Source organism: Acinetobacter thutiue, from assembly GCF_030385805.1.
Classification (GTDB): Bacteria; Pseudomonadota; Gammaproteobacteria; order Pseudomonadales; family Moraxellaceae; genus Acinetobacter; species Acinetobacter corruptisaponis.
On sequence record NZ_JAUDZE010000001.1, the window covers coordinates 128,554 to 147,249 of the forward strand.

Sequence of the window (18,696 nt, forward strand, 5' to 3'; positions counted from 1 at the left end):
TAATAAGAAATCTAGGGGAATCTATTGATTCCCTTATTTTTTCCTAAAAATAAAAACTCTTATGCTTTGGAGTGGATAGCACAGCAGTTGTGATCAGTATAAATAATCGTATTGTGAGCTAAATAAAATGGTCTTAGAATTTTAAATTGACAAGATATAAAAATGAAACGGGATCAGCAATGGCAGGTGGTTGGGCGCGTGATGGTGCAGAGCAGGAGCAGATTGATGCAACAATTCATGATGCGATTGCAAAAGCAAGACAAGGTCTTTCTCATAATGAAGATGGAGAGGCCGCGTTATATTGTGAAGAATGTGGCGAGCCCATTCCTCAAGCCCGCCGTGAAGCGATGAAAGGCGTGAAATATTGTATTCGTTGCCAGCAACAACTTGAGGAAAAGAGTAAGGCACTGGAACTATTTAATCGGCGGGGAAGTAAGGATAGCCAATTACGTTAAATCTTTTGCCTTATTAATCTTCTATCTCTTTCACAGCATTATATACAACGCTTGGTTCAATATTGAGCAGCTTTTTACCAAAGCTGCGTAACCACCACACCAGTTGAGACGTAAAGGGAACAGTTGCGCTCACTTCAACAATATTTTCCTCTAGTGCCGTAATGGTCTGGTCTTTGCTCAACTGGCTTTCATAAAAGCTTTTGGCTGTATTTTCCGTCATGGTTAGCTTTAATTGAATTTGTTCAGTTGGTTTGCTGTAATCCACACGGAAACCCAGTGCGCCTGAGTCAATGTAATGATCAATATCAAAATTGACAGGATGCAGTGCCCGACTATCCAGAACCGTGGCTGCCTTAAAACGGTGCAGGGCAAAAGTTTGTACTTCAGTTTTATCATTTCTGGTACAGATTAAATAAATCACTGCACCTTTTTGTACCAGTGCCAGAGGATTGAGGATATAGGTTTTATCTTCCCCCTGATGGGTTCTGGCACGATAGATACACTCAATTTGCTTGTCCTGTAACAGTCCCTCATAAATTGCCTGTTGTGCATGTTTATCCACAATTGGCGGAATGAGCGGCTGTGTCGCTGGAACAATGCGCACACGGTTGATCCATTGTCTGACATTGTTTTGTGTGGAAAGACTGCGTTTTGCCAAGTCGAACCACGGCATCATTTCTTCAAGCAAGCTGGGTGGAAGCAAATGGCGTAAATGTTCTTCCACCATCATAAAGGTGACCGCCTGTGAGCTGGTCATGTGCGGCAAACTCTGGATGGGCGCGTCTGAACGCCAGCGCCAGCCTTGCGGAACCGTTTTATTGCTTTCAATGGGAAAGCGTTGTGCAATCTGGTTTAAATCACGCTGAATGGTACGCAGACTAATCTCAATACCCTCACGTTCCAGAATTTCCTGCAATTCACGCGTGCCCATCCATTTACCCGTAGAAAGGCGGGACAAGATTTGCCATTGACGATAAAGGCTATTTGACGTTTCTTTTTCTTGTATGGATGACATAGGCGTAATATGCAATTCAATGAGCTAGAGCTGACACAATAAAAAAACTCCCGTTATTTAGCAAGTACATCACATTTAGATTACGTATTTACGACTGAAACCAATGCAGATTTGCTTAAAACTTTTAAAACTGCTTCAAAAATGATCATTTTATATAAGTGGCATTGAAATTGCTTATTTGATTTATAGATAAATGATGAGATGAGGTTTCTATGTCAGAACAAGAACACAATCTAAATATCAGTACAGATTATTATTCTCCAGACCAAACGGCAGCGGTTTCGGTACATTCGTCCACATTTATTCCAGATATTCCCGAGCTGAGCAGTATTACCACCAACCTGTTTGAACAACTCAAATCACAGTTTTTTAATGAAATGCTCGATGATAAAAGCTTTAACGGAGAGGCATCAAAAAAGATTGAACAATGGTTAAGTATCCGTAGCCTTGATGAGTTAAAAGTTCTGGGCGTTCAGGCAAAGCAGCATTTTTTGTATCAGGGCATCACCTTTAATGTGTATGGGGATCAGGAGGGAACAGAGCGAACCATTCCTTATGACTTAATCCCGCGTGTCATTGAGAAAAAACAATGGGAGAAAATATCATCAGGCTGTGCACAACGTGTTAAGGCGCTGAATCTATTTCTGGATGACATTTACCATGAACAAAACATTCTTAAGGATGGATTGATTCCAGCACATCAGGTGATGGCACATGAAGCCTTTCAGCCGCATATGCTCAGGCATCATCTTAAAGGCAAGGTTTATTCACAAATCAGTGGCATCGACATTATTCGGGATGGTCGGGGTGATTTCTTTGTGCTTGAGGACAATTTAAGAACGCCATCAGGGGTATCTTATATGCTGGAAAGCCGAAAAATCAGCCAAAAACTGATGCCTGATTTGTGCAGCAGCAATAATTTACAGGGGATTGAACAATACCCAACTTTATTAAGGGCGATTCTGGAAGAGAATGCCTATGTTGACCAGCCCTTTATTGTGGTGCTGACCCCAGGCCGTTTTAACAGTGCCTACTATGAACATGCCTTTTTGGCGCGTGAAATGGATGTGCCGCTGGTGACAAGCCGTGATCTTTTTGTTGAGAATGACAAGGTCTTTGCAAAAACCATTCGCGGCCGTCAGCAGGTGGATGTGATCTATCGCCGTGTTGATGATGACTTTCTAGACCCACTGGTATTCCGTGCTGACAGTACGCTTGGTGTGGCGGGTTTGATGTCGGCCTATCTACAAAACAATGTGGTGATTGCCAATGCACCAGGGACTGGAGTTGCCGATGACAAGTCGATCTACCCTTATGTTGACCAAATGATTCAGTATTATCTGGGAGAAACCCCGATCTTAAGTAATGTGCCAACCTATCAATGCCGAGACAGTGAACAACTGGATTATGTGCTCAACAATCTGGAAAAGCTGGTGGTTAAGGAGGCGCAGGGTTCAGGTGGATATGGCATGTTGATTGGGCCTCAAGCGGATCAACAGCAAATTGAGCAATTTAGACAGAAAATTATGCAGACCCCGCATTTATATATTGCACAGCCAACCTTGGCACTGTCAGTTGCACCGACATTGACCACAGATGGCGTTGCTGAGCGACATATTGATTTACGCCCATTTGTATTGAGTTCACCTTACCGTACTGAAATTGTGCCAGGAGGATTAACACGTGTGGCCATGCAGGCAGGTTCGCTGGTGGTCAACTCTTCTCAGGGTGGCGGCATTAAGGATACCTGGGTGGTGGAATCGCTGCACTCCTAACATCTTTCCTAAGCAGCGATAACACTGCACATATCCTTTGTGTGCAGTGGGATATTTCACAGGAATTTATGATTAATAAGGGAGGATATTTATGCTTTTACTTAGCTCAAGTGCTCAACATATTTATTGGTTAGGTCGTTATTTATTTCGTATTGAGTATATGGTGAGTCATTTACCCTTTACAGATGACCAACAGGCGGCAGGATTTGTACAGGCATTATGCCTGCATATTGATGATGCCGAAAGTTTGAACCAATTTATGCTGGATCGGCAGCAGCCATATTCCTTGATGAGCCAGCTTGAGATTGCTCGGGATAATATTCAGGAACTTAGGGGGCTATTGAGTTCTGAAATTTATGCCGAACTGAACCATTTAATAAAAAATGTTATACCTGATGTGGCAACTATCCAGAACATCGTAAAGGAATGTTGCGCAACCCTGAAAACAGAGCAAGAGGATATTTCCTTATTTTTCCATATTGGACAGGGTATGGAGCAAATCGATACCTATTTTCGGTTTCAGCATAATATTCATGATGTGCTGGATACGATTGATCCAGTGATTGAACGGTTATTTCATTTAGGTTGGGAGGACTTGCAACCAAGTTGGAAAATATTGAAAACTCAACCTGACTTGAACCAGTTTTATGCATTTACCTATAAACTGGAAAATCAATTTGAGGCGTTCGCATGAAACTGATGGTGAATCACCAAACGCATTATCATTATACGCAGGCTGCACGGAATAGTGTGCAGTCGATTAAAATGATACCGCAGAGTTCACGGCACCAGTTGGTTGAGTCCTGGCATATTAGTGTTCCAGGACAACATGCCAGCAAACGTGATGCCTTTAATAACCTATGGATCACGGCAACCCAGCGACATGATTACCATTACCTCACCATTATGGCGCAGGGTGTTGTTGATTTGTATGATACTGAGCTAGGTTATGTGGACACTGGTGTTTCACCAATATTGTTTTTACAGGGCACAAAAATGACCTGTTGTGATTTGATGATGCGGGATTTTGCCCAGACGATTGTAAAAGTGAAAGACCGCCACCACCTTATTTTATTAGCAGAGCAGATTTTACAGCACATCCCTTACCAGCCTGAAAGCACATCTGTAACGACTTCTGCAATAGATTCATTTTATGCTGGGCAGGGGGTGTGTCAGGACCATGCGCATGTGTTCATCGCCATGTGTCGTGCGTTACAATTACCAGCCCGTTATGTGTCTGGCTATTTGTATGACCAAAACCAGCCACACCTTGCCAGTCATGCATGGGCAGAAGTTTTTGTGGAAAATGAATGGTATTGTTTCGATATCAGTAACCAGATATTTACGCCCAAAAGTCATATTTATGTCGCAATTGGCCGTGATTATCTGGATGTTGCACCCGTACGGGGGGTGCGTGAACAGGGTGGTGTTGAAAGTATGACATCCAGTGTTCAAGTTTTGGCTTGTTGAGTGTGAAGAGAGAAAGATGACCTATTGTTGTGCATTAAGATTGGAGCAGGGTTTGGTGTTGATTAGTGATACACGAACCAATGCTGGGGTCGATCATATTTCTGTATTCCGTAAACTGCATACATTTGGTGTTGAAAACGAGCGTTTTATCGCCTTGCAGACTGCGGGCAATTTAGCCACCACACAGGCAGTGATTGGACATTTGCAAAATGCGTTGGCTCTGCATCAAGAACCGAATTTGTATAGTGCGAATACCATGTTTGAAGTTGCTGAACTGGTGGGTAAAACCTTGCGTAAGGTATTGGAAGACATCACTACGGATACGCAGGAACAGATGAACTACTCGTGTAGTATTCTGGTGTGTGGGCAGATTCAGGGTGAGGAAATGCAGCTTTATAATGTCTATCCTCAAGGCAATTTTATCTGTGCGACAACAGATACCCCATATTTCCAGATTGGTGAAAGTAAATATGGCAAGCCAATTTTAGACCGTGCACTGCATTACACCATGCCGCTTGATGATGCCTTGCGTTGCACGCTCATTTCCTTTGATTCCACCTTACGTTCAAATGTGTCAGTTGGGTTGCCTCTGGATGTGGTGGTCTACCATAAAGACAGTTTTGTGATTCCAGGGGGCAAACGCATCAGTGAGGAAGATCCTTACTTTACCCAAATTAGTAAGCAGTGGTCTGATACCTTGCGCCGTGGTTTGCAGGAGTTACCAAAACCAACAGAAGATTATTGGGTCTAGTCAGCAAAGACAGGCATAATGAACTAAAATGCTTTATAAGTGTAAGAAAAAAATGATATTTCAACTTTGTTATGCCAGTACCAGTACTTCTGAGAAATCACATTTGCCACTTGATTTAAGAGAAGTTTTAAATGAGGCGCACCATTTTAATTATGTGAATAATATACATGGTGTGTTGTATTTTGCAGATGGTTATTTTTTCCAGTGTCTAGAAGGGGAACAAGCGGCTATTTTGGAACTGCTTGATAAAATCAAGCAAGATCCTCGCCATCAGCAGATTTATGTTTTTAATCCTCAACATATCTCACAAGGTCATTTCAAAGATTGGTCAATGAAATTTGTGCGGAAAAATAGTCAGGTTTCAGAGTTTTTCCAGCAGCATCTACAACAAGCTGACTTTAATCCCTATTTGTTAAATGAGGGTTCGATTGCAGCATTGATTCCATTGCTTGCGGATATACAAATGGATGAGGTTGCCTAGAAGTTATTTTTGCTATTTTTATCTACTTGCATCGTCTTGATCGGTAGTATTAATATTGATACTATAAATTTATTGGTATAATTGAGTATCCGAATGGCAAACCTTGATCAACTCATCGAGCAAATGCGGAATAATCCTAAAAATGTTCGTTATGCTGATTTAGTCAGGGTTTGTAAGCAATATTTTGGTGAACCAAGGCAAACAGGTGGTAGTCACACTGTATTTAAAACACCGTGGCAAGGCGACCCTCGTATTAATATTCAAGATGATAGTGGAAAAGCCAAACCATATCAGGTGAAGCAAGTATTGGCTGCACTGGATAAACTTAAAGCATTGTGAGGTGTCAAATGGATAGTAAACAATATACTTACCGTGTTATATGGTCGGTTGAAGATAATGAATATGTTGGTTTATGTGCAGAATTCCCATCATTATCTTGGCTTGATGCCGATCAACTGAAAGCGTTTTCAGGAATTGTTGATCTTGTTGCCGAGGTTGTAGCAGAGATGAGCAGCAATAGTGAGAAAGTGCCTACACCACTCTCTGAAAGAAAGTATAGCGGACGGTTTGCTGTTCGTGTTCCATCAATGGTTCATCAAAAACTGGCATTGGAAGCAGCAGAGCGAGGCGTAAGCATGAATCGTTTAGTATCGGCAAAACTGGCTATGTAGTAACGTCATCTTATTAGGTGACTTGCCGTTTTGGTCTCTGACTCAAGCGACATAGCAGTTCATAGCCAATGGTGCCATTTGCGGCAGCGACATCATCAACCAAACGAGATTTGCCCCAAAGCTCAACTTTAGTGCCGATCTCTGCCTGAATATGGGTGACATCAATTGCAATCATATCCATGCTGACACGTCCGATCATAGGAACTAACTGCTGATTAATCGCCACAAAATTTGGTTTGATATAAGCTCTTGGATAACCATCACCATAGCCAATTGAGACAATGGCAATATTCATAGGCTGTGTGGCAGTAAAGGTCGATCCATAGCCTACACATTCATTTGCCTGAATCTGGTTTAAGGCAATAATCTCTGCCTCAAAGCTCATGACGGGTTTGAGGTCAAGTGTGTGAACGTTTTGATCTGCAAAAGGCGTCGCGCCATAAAGCATGATACCTGGACGGACAAAGTCGAAATGTAGTTCAGGATATTTATAAATCGCGGCAGAATTGCAACATGATGCCAAAATCGGTTCACAGGCTTGTTTTACTTGTAGAAACTGGTTTTTTTGTTGTTCATTTAATGGATGATCTGAATCAGCGTTGGCAAAGTGCATGGTGAGTACACAGGTAAAACCATGAGATTTTAATTGTTGAATCACTTCAATAATTTCTGTCGCTTTAAAACCCAAACGATTCATGCCACTATTCAGCTTTATCCAGACCTTTAGGTTTAAAGTGTTATAATGATCTTTATGGGCAATTAACCATTCAACTTGTTGGGGCTGATGAACGACACATTCCAGTTTTTGCCCAATCACTTGAATCATTTCATTTTCAGAAAAAACACCCTCAATTAATGTGATGGGTTGGGTATATCCTAGCTGTCGAATTTCCAGGGCTTCTTCCAGACAGGCGACTCCAAAGGCATCCGTCGCATTTAAGGCGGCTAAACAGTCCTTGACTCCATGTCCGTAGGCATTGGCCTTAACCATACTTACAATTTTTGAATGTGGTGCAAGTTGTTTGACACGGTTTAAATTATATTGCAGCGCTTCGCTGTCAATATAAACTGTTGCTTGGCGCACCCTGATGTCTCCTTTGGGTCGGCTTGGAAAATATATAAAATAGATAATTAGTTAAGAATTATTCTTCATCATCATACTGAGCATAGAACTCAGGGGAGAGGTTACTAAAACGGGTATATTGCCCTTCAAACGCAAGGCGGACTGTACCAATTGGGCCGTTACGCTGTTTACCGATAATAATTTCAGCTGTACCTGCTTCTTTGGACTCTTTGTTATAAACCTCATCACGGTAAATAAACATGATCAAGTCGGCATCCTGTTCAATCGCACCTGATTCACGCAAGTCAGACATTACAGGGCGTTTGTTTGGGCGGTTTTCCAGACTACGGTTAAGCTGTGACAGGGCAATCACTGGACATTGCATTTCTTTTGCCAATGCTTTCAGGCTTCGGGAAATTTCCGAGATCTCGCCAACACGGTTATCACCCATACCTGGCACTTTCATCAACTGTAAGTAATCGACCATGATGCAGCCAATTTTGCCATCATGCATTTTGGCAATGCGTCTGGCACGTGCTCGAACCTCTGTTGGTGGTAGGGCAGAGGAATCATCAATATAAAGATGTTTTTCCTGTAACTGCAAAATCGTGCCTGTAACCTTTGACCATTCATCACCATCCAGCTTACCTGAACGCAGATGGCCCTGATGTACTTTGCCATAAGAGGAAATCAAACGCATGGCGATGGAATCTGCTGGCATCTCCATTGAGTAAACAAGGGCAGGGAGATTGCTGTTAAATAAAACGCTCTCAACCAGATTCATGGCGAATGTGGTTTTACCCATAGAGGGACGAGCCGCCACAATAATTAAATCACCAGCCTGCATCCCATAGGTTTTATTGTCCAGCTCAAGGAAACCTGTGGAAAGACCTGTGATATTGCCATCCATTTTAGACAGCTCATCCAGTTTGCTAATTACATCTGCGGTGACTGAACTAATTGATTTCGGGCCTGAATCCTTTTTATTGTTGTTATGCTGTTCTGCCAAAGAGAAAATATTGGTTTCAGCTAGATCCAGAATTTCACTGACAGGGCGACCTTTGGTGTCATAGGCATTTTGTAAAATGTCGCTGCTGACCTTGATCATACTGCGTAAGGTTGAAAATTCCTTAATTTTACTGGCATAGATTTCAAGGTTATAGAAGCTTGATGGAGAATCCGCCATCAATTGCATCAAATACTCTTCACCACCAATCGCATCCAGCAGGTTCTGTTTGAGTAGCCAGTCATTGACCAAGACGGCATCATAAGGGGAGTTTTCCTGTGCCAGTTTTTCAATGGCACGGTAAATATATTTATGGCGTGTAGCGTAAAAATCATTTTCCTTAAGCAGGTCACCGACCTGTTCAAATGACTCGGCAACCGTCATTAATGCTGCCAATACCGCCTGTTCAATCGCAAGATTATGCGGTGGCGTTCTAAATTCTTTTAATTGACCTGAGTCATTCACGTTACTCTCTGTCTTTGGAGTATTTTTTGCAAAACTGGCATTTGCCTGTGACATAACAAGACCCAATAAAAAGATGAAACCGTAAAAGAGTGACTATCTTAATCCAAATGGATGCAGACAGGAGCGTTTAATTGGAAGAAAATTGTGTAAGTGGTGAAAATACAGCTTGATGGTTTTGGCAAACTTTAGACGTAAAAAAGGGCATGTAAAAACATGCCCTTTTCTTTGCAAAAATTACTCAGATACGATAGTAACGAGAACTTCAGCAACAACATCATGGTGCAATTGAATTGCGATGTTGAATTCACCAGTGTGACGAAGCGCACCGTTTGGTAAACGAACTTCTGCACGGTCTACAGCAAGACCAGCATTGGTCAAGGCATCAGCGATGTCACGAGTACCGATCGAACCGAACAGTTTACCTTCATCACCAGCTTTCGCAGTGATCACGATATTCACTTCGTTCAATTGGTCAGCACGTGCATTTGCAGCAGCCAAAATAGCAGCTTCCTGTTTTTCAAGTTCAGCACGACGAGCTTCAAAAGCAGCAGTGTTTGCTTCAGTTGCAGCTACAGCTTTACCTTGAGGGATCAGGAAGTTACGACCATAACCAGCTTTAACTGATACTTTGTCGCCTAATTTACCAAGGTTCTTAATGCGTTGTAATAAGATAATATCCACGGCTCAACCTCACTTATGATTGTCAGTGTAAGGAATCAACGCTAAATAGCGCGCTTGTTTAATCGCTAACGCTAATTGACGTTGATAACGAGCTTTAGTACCTGTAATACGGCTAGGAACAATCTTGCCGTTTTCAGTGATGTACTGTTTTAAAGTGTCGATATCTTTGTAGTCGATGTACGCAACTTTCTCAGCTGTAAAGCGGCAGAACTTGCGACGACGGTAAAAACGTGCCATTGATGTTCTCCTTATTCAGCTTCTTGAACTGCGTGTTGTGCTTCTTCACGTTGCGCCTTACGGGCACGTTTTTCTTCAGCACTTTTCGCAAGTAGAGATTCTTCAGTGATTGCGTGTTCACGACGGATGATGATGTTGCGAATGATCGCGTCGTTATAACGGAACAATTCTTCGAGTTCATCAAGAGTCGTTTGACCACATTCAACATTCATAAGAATGTAGTGTGCTTTATGAATCTTGTTAATTGGGTAAGCCAATTGGCGACGGCCCCAATCTTCTAAACGGTGAATTTGACCTTCAGCTTCTTTGATCTGAGAGATATAGCGTTCAACCATACCTACAACTTGATCGCTTTGGTCTGGGTGTACCAATAGTACGATTTCGTAGTGACGCATTGTCAGCTCCTTACGGTTTAAGCAGCCCCTAACTTGTATAAAGCCAGAAGCAAGGAGTCATAACTAATTTAGTTATGTCGCAAATTGCGAAGCGACAATTCTAGTCATGTTTGGCTTAAATCGCAAGCAAATTCACGCTTTTGATCGAAGTAAAAACACCACATAGCCTTTAAAATAGGGATCTTTTTGTTTTGTACTATTCCCGAACCATGTTCCATGTTGTACCAGCCCAACTTTATAGGGCAAGCGCAGGGCAGAGATACGTTTTAAATATTCAGGATAATTCGGGATTGTGGCCGTGCCCTGATAAGTCTGGATCACCAGTTCATCAATATTTTGCCTAAAAAGGGTTAAGGTGTTCTGGTCTTTAAAATTGGTCCAGTCCAGTAAGCCTGTAATACTGAGCCGATATTGTTGGGGTAATTTCTGCCTGAGTTTTTGCAGAAAAATGGCATAGTCTTTCAAACTGTTGGTTTTACTATCAAAATCAATTTGAATGCCTTGAACCTGATTGCCCTGATTTCTCCAATGTTCCAATCGATTGAGAATGGTTTGGTAATTTTGTTCATTCCACGCCAAATGATGGGTTCGGAAAACCAGCCATATTTTTTGATGGGGTAACTTCAGTATGGATACACCTTGCGGTGTGAAAGTTAAAGTCTGTTTTGTTTTGGAATAATGGATTTCACCCTGTAAAATATACAATTCCTGTGCATGAACCAGATAAGGGGCTGTCTGAATATCACCCCAAATCCAGAAAGAAGCAAAATCATTGGCATCAACTTTTGAAGTTGCTGATTGTGTCGGTTGGCAGGCATTCAGGCTAAAAACCAGAAAAATACAGAAAACCGTTTTAAGCAACTTCATGGCTAAAAGTTACCAATAATATTTAAGTGATTTTGCCCAAGTACTATTTGGATAGTCTCTTTTGATCTGGTCATACCATTGTTTACGAACTGGCTTACCCACTTCTGCATCACCACAATCATTGATTCCACTGGGTGCATAACACTGAATTGAACGATATAAGGCATAGGCGTGTAAATCATCTTTACTGGATGATTTTAGAATGTCTTTATACACCTGACCACGGGCAAATATTTTTCCCGAAAAACTGGATTTTTGCTGTTCAGCATAAGCCAACTGTTGTAGTGAATAACCTTGTTCACTACGGAAATATTCACCTAAACAGACATTCAATAAAGGGTCTTGAGGAGCTTGTGACAATTGGCTGACTAAAGTTTGTAAATTTGCACATTTAAACTGCGAGGTAATAGTTGCGCCATTCCAGATAAAATTGGAGAAATCAGGCTTATTTTTTAATTGTTCATCTTTACTACTATAACCTTGATATTGATCTGCATTTTTAGGTAAAAAAGCAAAGCTTTGTTTAAATAAGTCAAAATTTTGATGAACTAAACTTTTGCTTAACAGGGTATAGGTGGCTGCCTGTTTTTGATCAAGGGTACTGTCATTCGACTGGATGATTTTTTGTAAACTGTCTGCATTTGCCACTTGGGTAATAAAATTTCGTTGCAAATTTAACTGGCTGATTTTGGCTTTTTTACCGATAAAAGCTGAATAGTCCTGTTTGGCAGCGAGATGATTGGATAAAGCCGTTTCAAACAGGCCTTTTTGAAAACTATCTCTTGCTTGGGCACACTGTTGGTTCCAATATTGTTCGGCCGCCTGTTTCTGTCCAGTTTTCTCTAAAATTTGTCCTTTTAAAAAGCTTTGGCTTAGCTGCAAATAATTGCTGGTTTTGATATTGTCCTTAGGTAAATAGCTCAAGGCTTCCTGTGGCTTATTTTGGACAAACACCAAATGAGCTGCCTGTAAATATTGGAATAACTCAGGCTGGGCCTTAAAAAATTCTTTTTGAGCTGTCAGTTGTGCCCATGTTATGGGACGATAAGGGTCAGATGCAGGCATTCGCATATACATCAAGTCATAAGTCGTCAGAAAAAATGGATCTGTTAAATTTTTAACATTGAAATATTGGCTGTTAAATACCCGACGGTCAATTTCGGCAGGTAATTGACTCATCTCCAGATTATAAAATTTTGATTTAGGATTCTGGATTTGCCAAATGATTTCATTGACCAGTAAATCCTGACGTTTTGAAAGCCATAGTCCCCGACGCATAAGGCCGCGTGCGCTCGCGATATATTGCCCATTTGGATAGGCTTTTAAATAAACCGTGATATGATCTAAAAATTGTTTTAGTAGATTTTGGTTGATATTGTCCAGATACACATCACCATACTGATCCACACCTGTTGCATAAGCTGAATTGAGGCTGGTACGAATCAACATATACAGTGCAGTTTCTTTTACCCATGTGTCCTCAACAGCGCTTAACACCGTATAAATTTTGGTTGCGGCAGTATAGTTCGCATTATAAAACAGGATACTGGCGTTTAAGTAAGAGGCGTATTGACGTGTTGTGACTGACCAATTTGGATCAACGGCAATCAATGCAATTTTATCACCACATTGATTCATTTTTTGACGTTCATTGATCAGCAATTGTTTTTCATTTGCTGGAATATTCTTATTGATTTTAACCTGACTAATAAAAGCAGCATTGCCAGAATTAAAACTGTAGCAACGTTCATCAAAAATGATTTCATCTTTTTGCGACAATTTTTCTCGCTGATTTAAAATCCTGTTTTCAGTCAAAGCGGAAATATTTGCTGCATCAAAAGGCACCGTACCGTAGCTTGCATCCCATAAATTGCCATCTGCTGTCATGGGCTTGATTGTCGCCAGTCCCAGATCACTGAGCAGCAACACCATATTGGTTTGACTATCATTGAGTGGAACCAGGACAGGCAGATTGCTACAACTACTCAGGCTACGATCATCCATTGCAAGGTTGGGTTCGCAGATATTCTCAACACCTGCATATATGTTTGAGCCATAACCACAGATGATGAGTAAACTGGAATAAAAAATTGGCTTAATGGATAAAATATTGTGCAGTTTCATTTGAATGATAAGGAATTAAATATTTTTATGGTGGGAAATGATAACAAGCAGGAAAGAGAATAAAAAGATAGAGCGTTCTCTATCTTTTTAAAAAATAGGGAGGAATGGTGCAGGGCTTTTAAAGGTAAAGCTAAAGCTCAGACTGATGACAGTGATGAGAATCACGGAGAATAAGAAAAAGCGTTTTGCCCAAAGCTGATCATTCTGAGCCTTGAATCCTAAAATACCAATGTAGAACCAGTAGGCACAAAGCAGGTTACAGATCACCAGAAAAACAACATTGGTGTATCCATAAACATATAGCGCATTCATGGCCAGGGTAAATAAAACCACATAAATCAGTGATTCTATTTTCGTTCTATGGATAGAGCGAGCTACAGGTAAGATCGGCACTCCTGCATTTTTATAATCATCAAAACGATAGATTGCAATTCCCCATGAATGTGGCATTTGCCATAAGGCATAGGCTACAAAAATCAGTAGGGCCGCCATATCGAAATGGTGACTTACAGCCGTATAACCAATGACAGGTGGACTCGCTCCAGAAATACTACCAATGACGGTTTGATGGATTGTGGTACGTTTGGTCCACAAGCTATAGAAACCGACATAGACGACAAAACCAATCACAGCGAATAAAAACGCATACGCATTGACATAAAACCAAAGCATGCCAAAGCCAATCATACCCAACACAAATGCATAAAGCAGTGCAATGGTCGGGGAGATGGTCTTTTTAACAAGTGCACGGTTCATGGTGCGTTGCATTTTTTGATCGATGTCTTGATCAATTACATTATTTACAACACAACCAGACGCAACCACAAAAGTCGTTCCAATCAGTGTAAGTAATAATAAGAGGCAGTCTATGGAGCCTTGGGCGGCTAGGAAAAAGCCGCCCAAGGTGGTAATAAAATTACCGAAGAGAATTCCTGGCTTAGTCAGGAATAAATACTTTTTAAACATGACGACCAGTTTAGATCATCATGTTGTAGTGTAGGTAGTTCATTACCCACACAGAACCGACTAAAAGTACCGCAATACAAAGAATCGTATAGATAAATGCAATCAGGTTCCAGCGTTGTTCAGATGAGGTATTCATGTGTAGGAAATACACAAGCTGTACAATAACCTGAGCAACAGCAGTGATTGCAATCACAGTAACTAAAATGCCACGACCGAAACCACCTGCCATCACCATTCCGAATGGGATGATGGTAAGGATGACAGATAGGATAAATCCAACCGTGTATTGCTTAAAGTTACCGTGTGATGCACCAGCAGCATTATGGTCATGACTACTCATTAGAGAACTCCCAGTAAGTAAACGACGCTGAATACACAGATCCAAACGATGTCAAGGAAGTGCCAGAACAAGCTTAGACAAGCCAGACGACGTGTATTCGGCAGAGTCAAACCATTCTTCTTGATCTGGTACATCAATACCAACATCCACACTAAACCAGAGGTTACGTGGATACCGTGTGTGCCAACCAAAGTGAAGAATGCAGATAGGAATGCACTGTGCGTTGGACCATGACCTTCATGTACAAGGTGATGGAACTCATAGATTTCCATACCGATAAACGATGCACCAAAAAGGAAAGTAATGAATAACCAGGTAATCACCTGATTGACATTCTTTTTATATGATGCAAGCACTGCAAAACCAAAAGTCACAGAAGAAATCAAGAGGGCAAAAGTCTCGGTTAATACAAAACCTAAAGACTCACCAAAAAGATCTTTCGCACTTGGTGTGCCAGGTGGAACATGACTGCTTAGTACGGCGAACGCAATGAAGAGTGATCCGAAAAGAATCAAGTCACTCATCAGGTATGTCCAGAAACCGAAGACCGTTAAGTCGGTATCATCATGTTCATGATGATCGTCATGACCGTGGTTGTCGTGATGAAGTACTTCAGCCATTTCCTTAGTCCTTCTTCAAGTGTTTTTCAAGTAACGCATAGCGTTCATTCTCAATACGCTCTACTTCAGCGGCAGGAACGTAGTAGTCAACATTCTTGGTGAATGAGCTTACGATCAGGCTGATGACAGCAGCAAGGAATGAAACAACGACCAGCCACCAAATATGCCAGATCAGTGCAAAGCCCATAACAGTAATGAACATTGCAATGATGACACCAGCAGCACGGTTTGTTGGCATGTGGATGTCTTCATATTTCGTGTTGCGAGCGTATGCTACACCATTTTCTTTGTCAGTCCAGAAACGGTCAACACCGTCACCTGCTGGAAGATGCGCAAAGTTATAGAATGGAGCAGGGGAAGACGTTGCCCATTCAACTGTACGGCTATCCCAAGGATCGCCTGTATAGTCCATGTTATCCTTGCGTTGTAGGAAGCCAACGATGATTTGCATAAGGAAACATGCAATACCGATTGCAACAAGAACTGCACCGAACAATGCGATTGCCAAATATGGGTCCCATTCTGGGTTGTCATATGTATTCAAACGACGCGTCATACCCATGAAACCAAGGATATAAAGTGGCATGAATGCAAAATAGAAACCGAAGAACCAGAACCAGAACGCAGCTTTACCCCATGCTTCATTGAGCTTCCAGCCAAACATTTTTGGCCAGTAGAAGATGATGCCAGCAAACATACCGAACACCACACCACCGATAATCACGTTATGGAAGTGAGCGATCAAGAAGAGTGAGTTGTGTACAAGGAAGTCCGCAGGTGGAACAGCCATAAGTACACCAGTCAAACCACCGATACCAAATGTTACAAGGAAGCCAATTGTCCATAACATTGGTGTGGTGAAACTAATGCGACCTTTATACATGGTGAATAACCAGGAGAAGATTTTCACACCTGTAGGAATCGCAATAATCATGGTCATGATACCGAAGAACGCATTCACGTTCGCACCAGCACCCATGGTGAAGAAGTGGTGAAGCCATACAACAAATGCAAGAACAGTAATCGCAATTGTTGCATACACCATAGACTTGTAACCGAACAACGCTTTACGAGAGAACGTCGCCACGATTTCAGAGTATAGACCAAATGCTGGTAATACCAGGATGTATACTTCTGGGTGACCCCATGTCCAGATCAGGTTCACGTAAAGCATTGGGCTACCGCCAAGCTCATTGGTGAAGAAATGGAAGCCGAAGTAACGGTCTAGTGTCAACATTGCAAGTGTACCTGTTAATACAGGGAATGATGCAATGATCAGTACTGCCGTACAAAGTGAAGTCCAGGTAAAGATTGGCATGTCCATCAGTTTCATGCCAGGGGTACGCATCTTGATGATGGTAACAAAGAAGTTAACACCCGTTAATAGCGTACCAAGACCAGAAATCTGAAGTGCCCAGATATAGTAGTCAACACCAACACCAGGAGAGTACTGAATGCCAGACAGAGGAGGGTAAGCCATCCATCCAGTCGCGGCAAACTCACCAATTACCAGTGATGCCATCATCAAACCAGCAGCACCAGCAAATAGCCAGAAGCTTAAAGAGTTCAACAATGGGAATGCAACGTCACGTGCACCAATCTGCAACGGTACAGAGATGTTCATCATACCCACAACAAGACCCATCCCCACAAAGAAGATCATGATCACACCGTGCGCGGTGAAGATCTGGTCGTAGTGGTCTGGATGCAGGTAGCCTTCACCGCCGCCTTTGGCGAGGAAAAGCTGTAGACGCATCATGATCGCATCGGCGAAACCACGCAAAAGCATGACCACAGATACGAGGATATACATGATACCAATTTTTTTATGGTCTACAGAGGTAAACCATTCATTCCACAAATATCCCCATTTTTTGAAATAGGTGATACCGCCAAGCACTGCAATTCCACCAAGTGCCATAAAGACCATGGTGACAAGTACGATTGGCTCTGTTGGGATAGAGTCCCAACCAAGTTTACCAAAAATCATATCCATGTCTTATTCCCCTTGAGCAGCGTGTTCTGCCGCGCCATGAGTTTCTGCTGTCGCATGTCCAGCAGAGTGGTCAGCACCGTGATAGTTACTCATATAGTGGTTGATGATTGTTTCAAACAATTTTGGCTCAACTGAAGAGTAATAGGTCACAGGGTGAGGCTTGGTCGGGAACGGTTTCATCGCTTCAGCCTTGGCAAGTGCTTCTTCATCACCAGCAGCCTTGGCACGGTTAACCAAGTGTTCGATCTGGTGTTTAGAGCGATCACCATCTTTAAGCGTTGCTAGCTCAGCCTGGTCAAGGGTACCTTTCTGCACAGCTTCAGGGTTAATGCTTGTACCATTGCCAGCTTTAACTGCTTCCACCCATTGTGCAAATTCTGGCTCAGTCACACTATGTGCCTTGAAGCGCATTTGAGAGAAACCGTAACCTGAATAGTTTGCTGAGAAACCACGGAATACACCAGGTTCATCTGCCAATAAGTGAAGGTGAGTCTGCATACCCGCCATAGCATAGATTTGGCCGCCTAACTGTGGAATGAAGAATGAGTTCATTGTGAAGTTAGAGGTGATCTTGAAGCTAATAGGTGTTTTTTCTGGGAAGCGTACTTCGTTTACCGTTGCAATCTCTTGCTCAGGATAGATAAAGATCCATTTAAACTGTTCAGCGATGGCTTGAATAGTTAATGGTGCTTTGTCTGAATCTAACGGACGGTAAGGGTCGTACTTGTGGGAACCCCACCAAGTTAACCAAGCTAAAATACCAATAATAATGACAGGTACACCCCAAACAACGATCTCAATTGTCGTAGAGTGTGCCCAAGTAGGTTTATAGTCTGCATCTTTATTCGATGCGCGATATTTCCAACTAAACCATAATGCCATCACGATTGACGGAATCACCACCAACAGCATTAAATAGATCGCAGTCATCATCAGGCTACTTTGACCTTGACCAACTGGACCTTTATTGTTTAGAAGTACCATATCACCGCCACACCCTGTCAAGAGCGCAGCCATCGTTGATAAAGACAATACAGCTAAAATCGTTTGTCTCATTTTACAACCTCGGTGAAGAGTCCCATTCCCTAAATAAATTATGGGATAGCGATTAAAGTGTCGCATGATTGATAAGAAATAATGGTGAATTGCTTAGCAATCATGCGACACCGCTACGTTGTAGGGCATTATGCCTCATATTGAAAAACTAAGCTACTGATAAAGTAGCCTGAAATACTTGTTTTAAAACCCGATTTATTTTGTAGGGATTGGATTAAAGCCCTATCTTTTTTTTATATATCAACATGCTATATTGAAAGGC

The 18,696-nt window shown here is 41.9% G+C and carries 21 protein-coding genes; 8 read left to right on the top strand and 13 right to left on the bottom strand.

The features are described from left to right. The first annotated feature begins 179 nt into the window (after window positions 1-179). Complete coding sequence (locus QTA56_RS00610) at window positions 180-455, top strand: DksA/TraR family C4-type zinc finger protein (RefSeq protein ID WP_004676973.1); 276 nt, start codon at window positions 180-182, stop codon at window positions 453-455. 13 nt (window positions 456-468) lie between these two features. Here QTA56_RS00610 and QTA56_RS00615 read toward each other — a convergent pair whose 3' ends face one another. Continuing rightward, the gene (locus tag QTA56_RS00615; protein WP_267979029.1) at window positions 469-1,470 is read right to left on the bottom strand and encodes a helix-turn-helix transcriptional regulator; all 1,002 of its coding nucleotides are present in this window, start codon (window positions 1,468-1,470) and stop codon (window positions 469-471) included. 212 nt (window positions 1,471-1,682) lie between these two features. On the opposite strand from QTA56_RS00615, the gene QTA56_RS00620 reads away from it, so the two are divergent. The 7 genes from QTA56_RS00620 (at window position 1,683) to QTA56_RS00650 (ending at window position 6,618) form a co-directional block, all read left to right on the top strand. After that, a complete protein-coding gene (locus QTA56_RS00620) occupies window positions 1,683-3,245 on the top strand; it encodes a circularly permuted type 2 ATP-grasp protein (protein WP_267979030.1) in 1,563 nt (520 codons plus the stop codon). A 91-nt stretch (window positions 3,246-3,336) separates the two neighbouring features. Then, entirely contained in the window at window positions 3,337-3,939 is a 603-nt protein-coding gene (locus QTA56_RS00625) for an alpha-E domain-containing protein (RefSeq protein ID WP_267979031.1), read from the top strand. Next, entirely contained in the window at window positions 3,936-4,715 is a 780-nt protein-coding gene (locus tag QTA56_RS00630) for a transglutaminase family protein (protein WP_267979032.1), read from the top strand. Before QTA56_RS00625 ends, QTA56_RS00630 begins: the two co-directional genes overlap by 4 nt. A gap of 16 nt (window positions 4,716-4,731) precedes the next feature. Next, complete coding sequence (locus QTA56_RS00635) at window positions 4,732-5,466, top strand: proteasome-type protease (RefSeq protein WP_267979033.1); 735 nt, start codon at window positions 4,732-4,734, stop codon at window positions 5,464-5,466. Between the two features lie 52 nt (window positions 5,467-5,518). Continuing rightward, window positions 5,519-5,947 (top strand): BLUF domain-containing protein, encoded by a 429-nt coding sequence (locus QTA56_RS00640; protein WP_267979034.1) that lies wholly within the window; start codon window positions 5,519-5,521, stop codon window positions 5,945-5,947. A 93-nt stretch (window positions 5,948-6,040) separates the two neighbouring features. Further along, window positions 6,041-6,286, top strand: a complete 246-nt coding sequence (locus QTA56_RS00645) for a toxin HicA (RefSeq protein ID WP_267979035.1) — start codon at window positions 6,041-6,043, stop codon at window positions 6,284-6,286. Window positions 6,287-6,294: 8 nt separating this feature from the next. Next, window positions 6,295-6,618 carry a type II toxin-antitoxin system HicB family antitoxin gene (locus QTA56_RS00650; protein WP_267979036.1) on the top strand — a complete coding sequence of 108 codons (324 nt, stop codon included), beginning with the start codon at window positions 6,295-6,297 and terminating at the stop codon, window positions 6,616-6,618. A 13-nt stretch (window positions 6,619-6,631) separates the two neighbouring features. On the opposite strand, the gene alr is transcribed toward QTA56_RS00650, so the two are convergent. The 12 genes from alr to cyoA all read right to left on the bottom strand — a co-directional run bounded on the left by alr (window position 6,632) and on the right by cyoA (window position 18,434). After that, a complete protein-coding gene (gene alr / locus QTA56_RS00655; protein ID WP_267979037.1) occupies window positions 6,632-7,702 on the bottom strand; it encodes an alanine racemase in 1,071 nt (356 codons plus the stop codon). Between the two features lie 58 nt (window positions 7,703-7,760). Beyond that, complete coding sequence (dnaB, locus tag QTA56_RS00660; protein ID WP_267979038.1) at window positions 7,761-9,206, bottom strand: replicative DNA helicase; 1,446 nt, start codon at window positions 9,204-9,206, stop codon at window positions 7,761-7,763. 180 nt (window positions 9,207-9,386) lie between these two features. Then, window positions 9,387-9,833 carry a 50S ribosomal protein L9 gene (gene rplI, locus QTA56_RS00665; RefSeq protein ID WP_004757753.1) on the bottom strand — a complete coding sequence of 149 codons (447 nt, stop codon included), beginning with the start codon at window positions 9,831-9,833 and terminating at the stop codon, window positions 9,387-9,389. A gap of 9 nt (window positions 9,834-9,842) precedes the next feature. Beyond that, a complete protein-coding gene (gene rpsR / locus QTA56_RS00670) occupies window positions 9,843-10,070 on the bottom strand; it encodes a 30S ribosomal protein S18 (protein ID WP_004676982.1) in 228 nt (75 codons plus the stop codon). 11 nt (window positions 10,071-10,081) lie between these two features. Continuing rightward, window positions 10,082-10,465 carry a 30S ribosomal protein S6 gene (rpsF, locus tag QTA56_RS00675; RefSeq protein ID WP_004676984.1) on the bottom strand — a complete coding sequence of 128 codons (384 nt, stop codon included), beginning with the start codon at window positions 10,463-10,465 and terminating at the stop codon, window positions 10,082-10,084. A 132-nt stretch (window positions 10,466-10,597) separates the two neighbouring features. Beyond that, complete coding sequence (locus QTA56_RS00680; RefSeq protein ID WP_267979039.1) at window positions 10,598-11,332, bottom strand: DUF3142 domain-containing protein; 735 nt, start codon at window positions 11,330-11,332, stop codon at window positions 10,598-10,600. Window positions 11,333-11,341: 9 nt separating this feature from the next. Continuing rightward, window positions 11,342-13,456 carry a PA5441 family protein gene (locus QTA56_RS00685; protein WP_267979040.1) on the bottom strand — a complete coding sequence of 705 codons (2,115 nt, stop codon included), beginning with the start codon at window positions 13,454-13,456 and terminating at the stop codon, window positions 11,342-11,344. 87 nt (window positions 13,457-13,543) lie between these two features. Then, the gene (gene cyoE, locus QTA56_RS00690) at window positions 13,544-14,422 is read right to left on the bottom strand and encodes a heme o synthase (protein ID WP_267979041.1); all 879 of its coding nucleotides are present in this window, start codon (window positions 14,420-14,422) and stop codon (window positions 13,544-13,546) included. Window positions 14,423-14,432: 10 nt separating this feature from the next. After that, entirely contained in the window at window positions 14,433-14,762 is a 330-nt protein-coding gene (locus tag QTA56_RS00695) for a cytochrome o ubiquinol oxidase subunit IV (protein ID WP_267979042.1), read from the bottom strand. Further along, window positions 14,762-15,382 (bottom strand): cytochrome o ubiquinol oxidase subunit III, encoded by a 621-nt coding sequence (gene cyoC / locus QTA56_RS00700; protein ID WP_267979043.1) that lies wholly within the window; start codon window positions 15,380-15,382, stop codon window positions 14,762-14,764. The genes QTA56_RS00695 and cyoC overlap by 1 nt, the downstream gene beginning before the upstream one ends. A 4-nt stretch (window positions 15,383-15,386) precedes the next feature. Next, on the bottom strand, window positions 15,387-17,378 hold the full coding sequence (gene cyoB, locus QTA56_RS00705) for a cytochrome o ubiquinol oxidase subunit I (RefSeq protein WP_267979044.1): 1,992 nt from the start codon (window positions 17,376-17,378) through the stop codon (window positions 15,387-15,389). A gap of 3 nt (window positions 17,379-17,381) precedes the next feature. Then, complete coding sequence (cyoA, locus tag QTA56_RS00710) at window positions 17,382-18,434, bottom strand: ubiquinol oxidase subunit II (protein WP_267979045.1); 1,053 nt, start codon at window positions 18,432-18,434, stop codon at window positions 17,382-17,384. Between the last annotated feature and the right edge of the window lie 262 nt (window positions 18,435-18,696).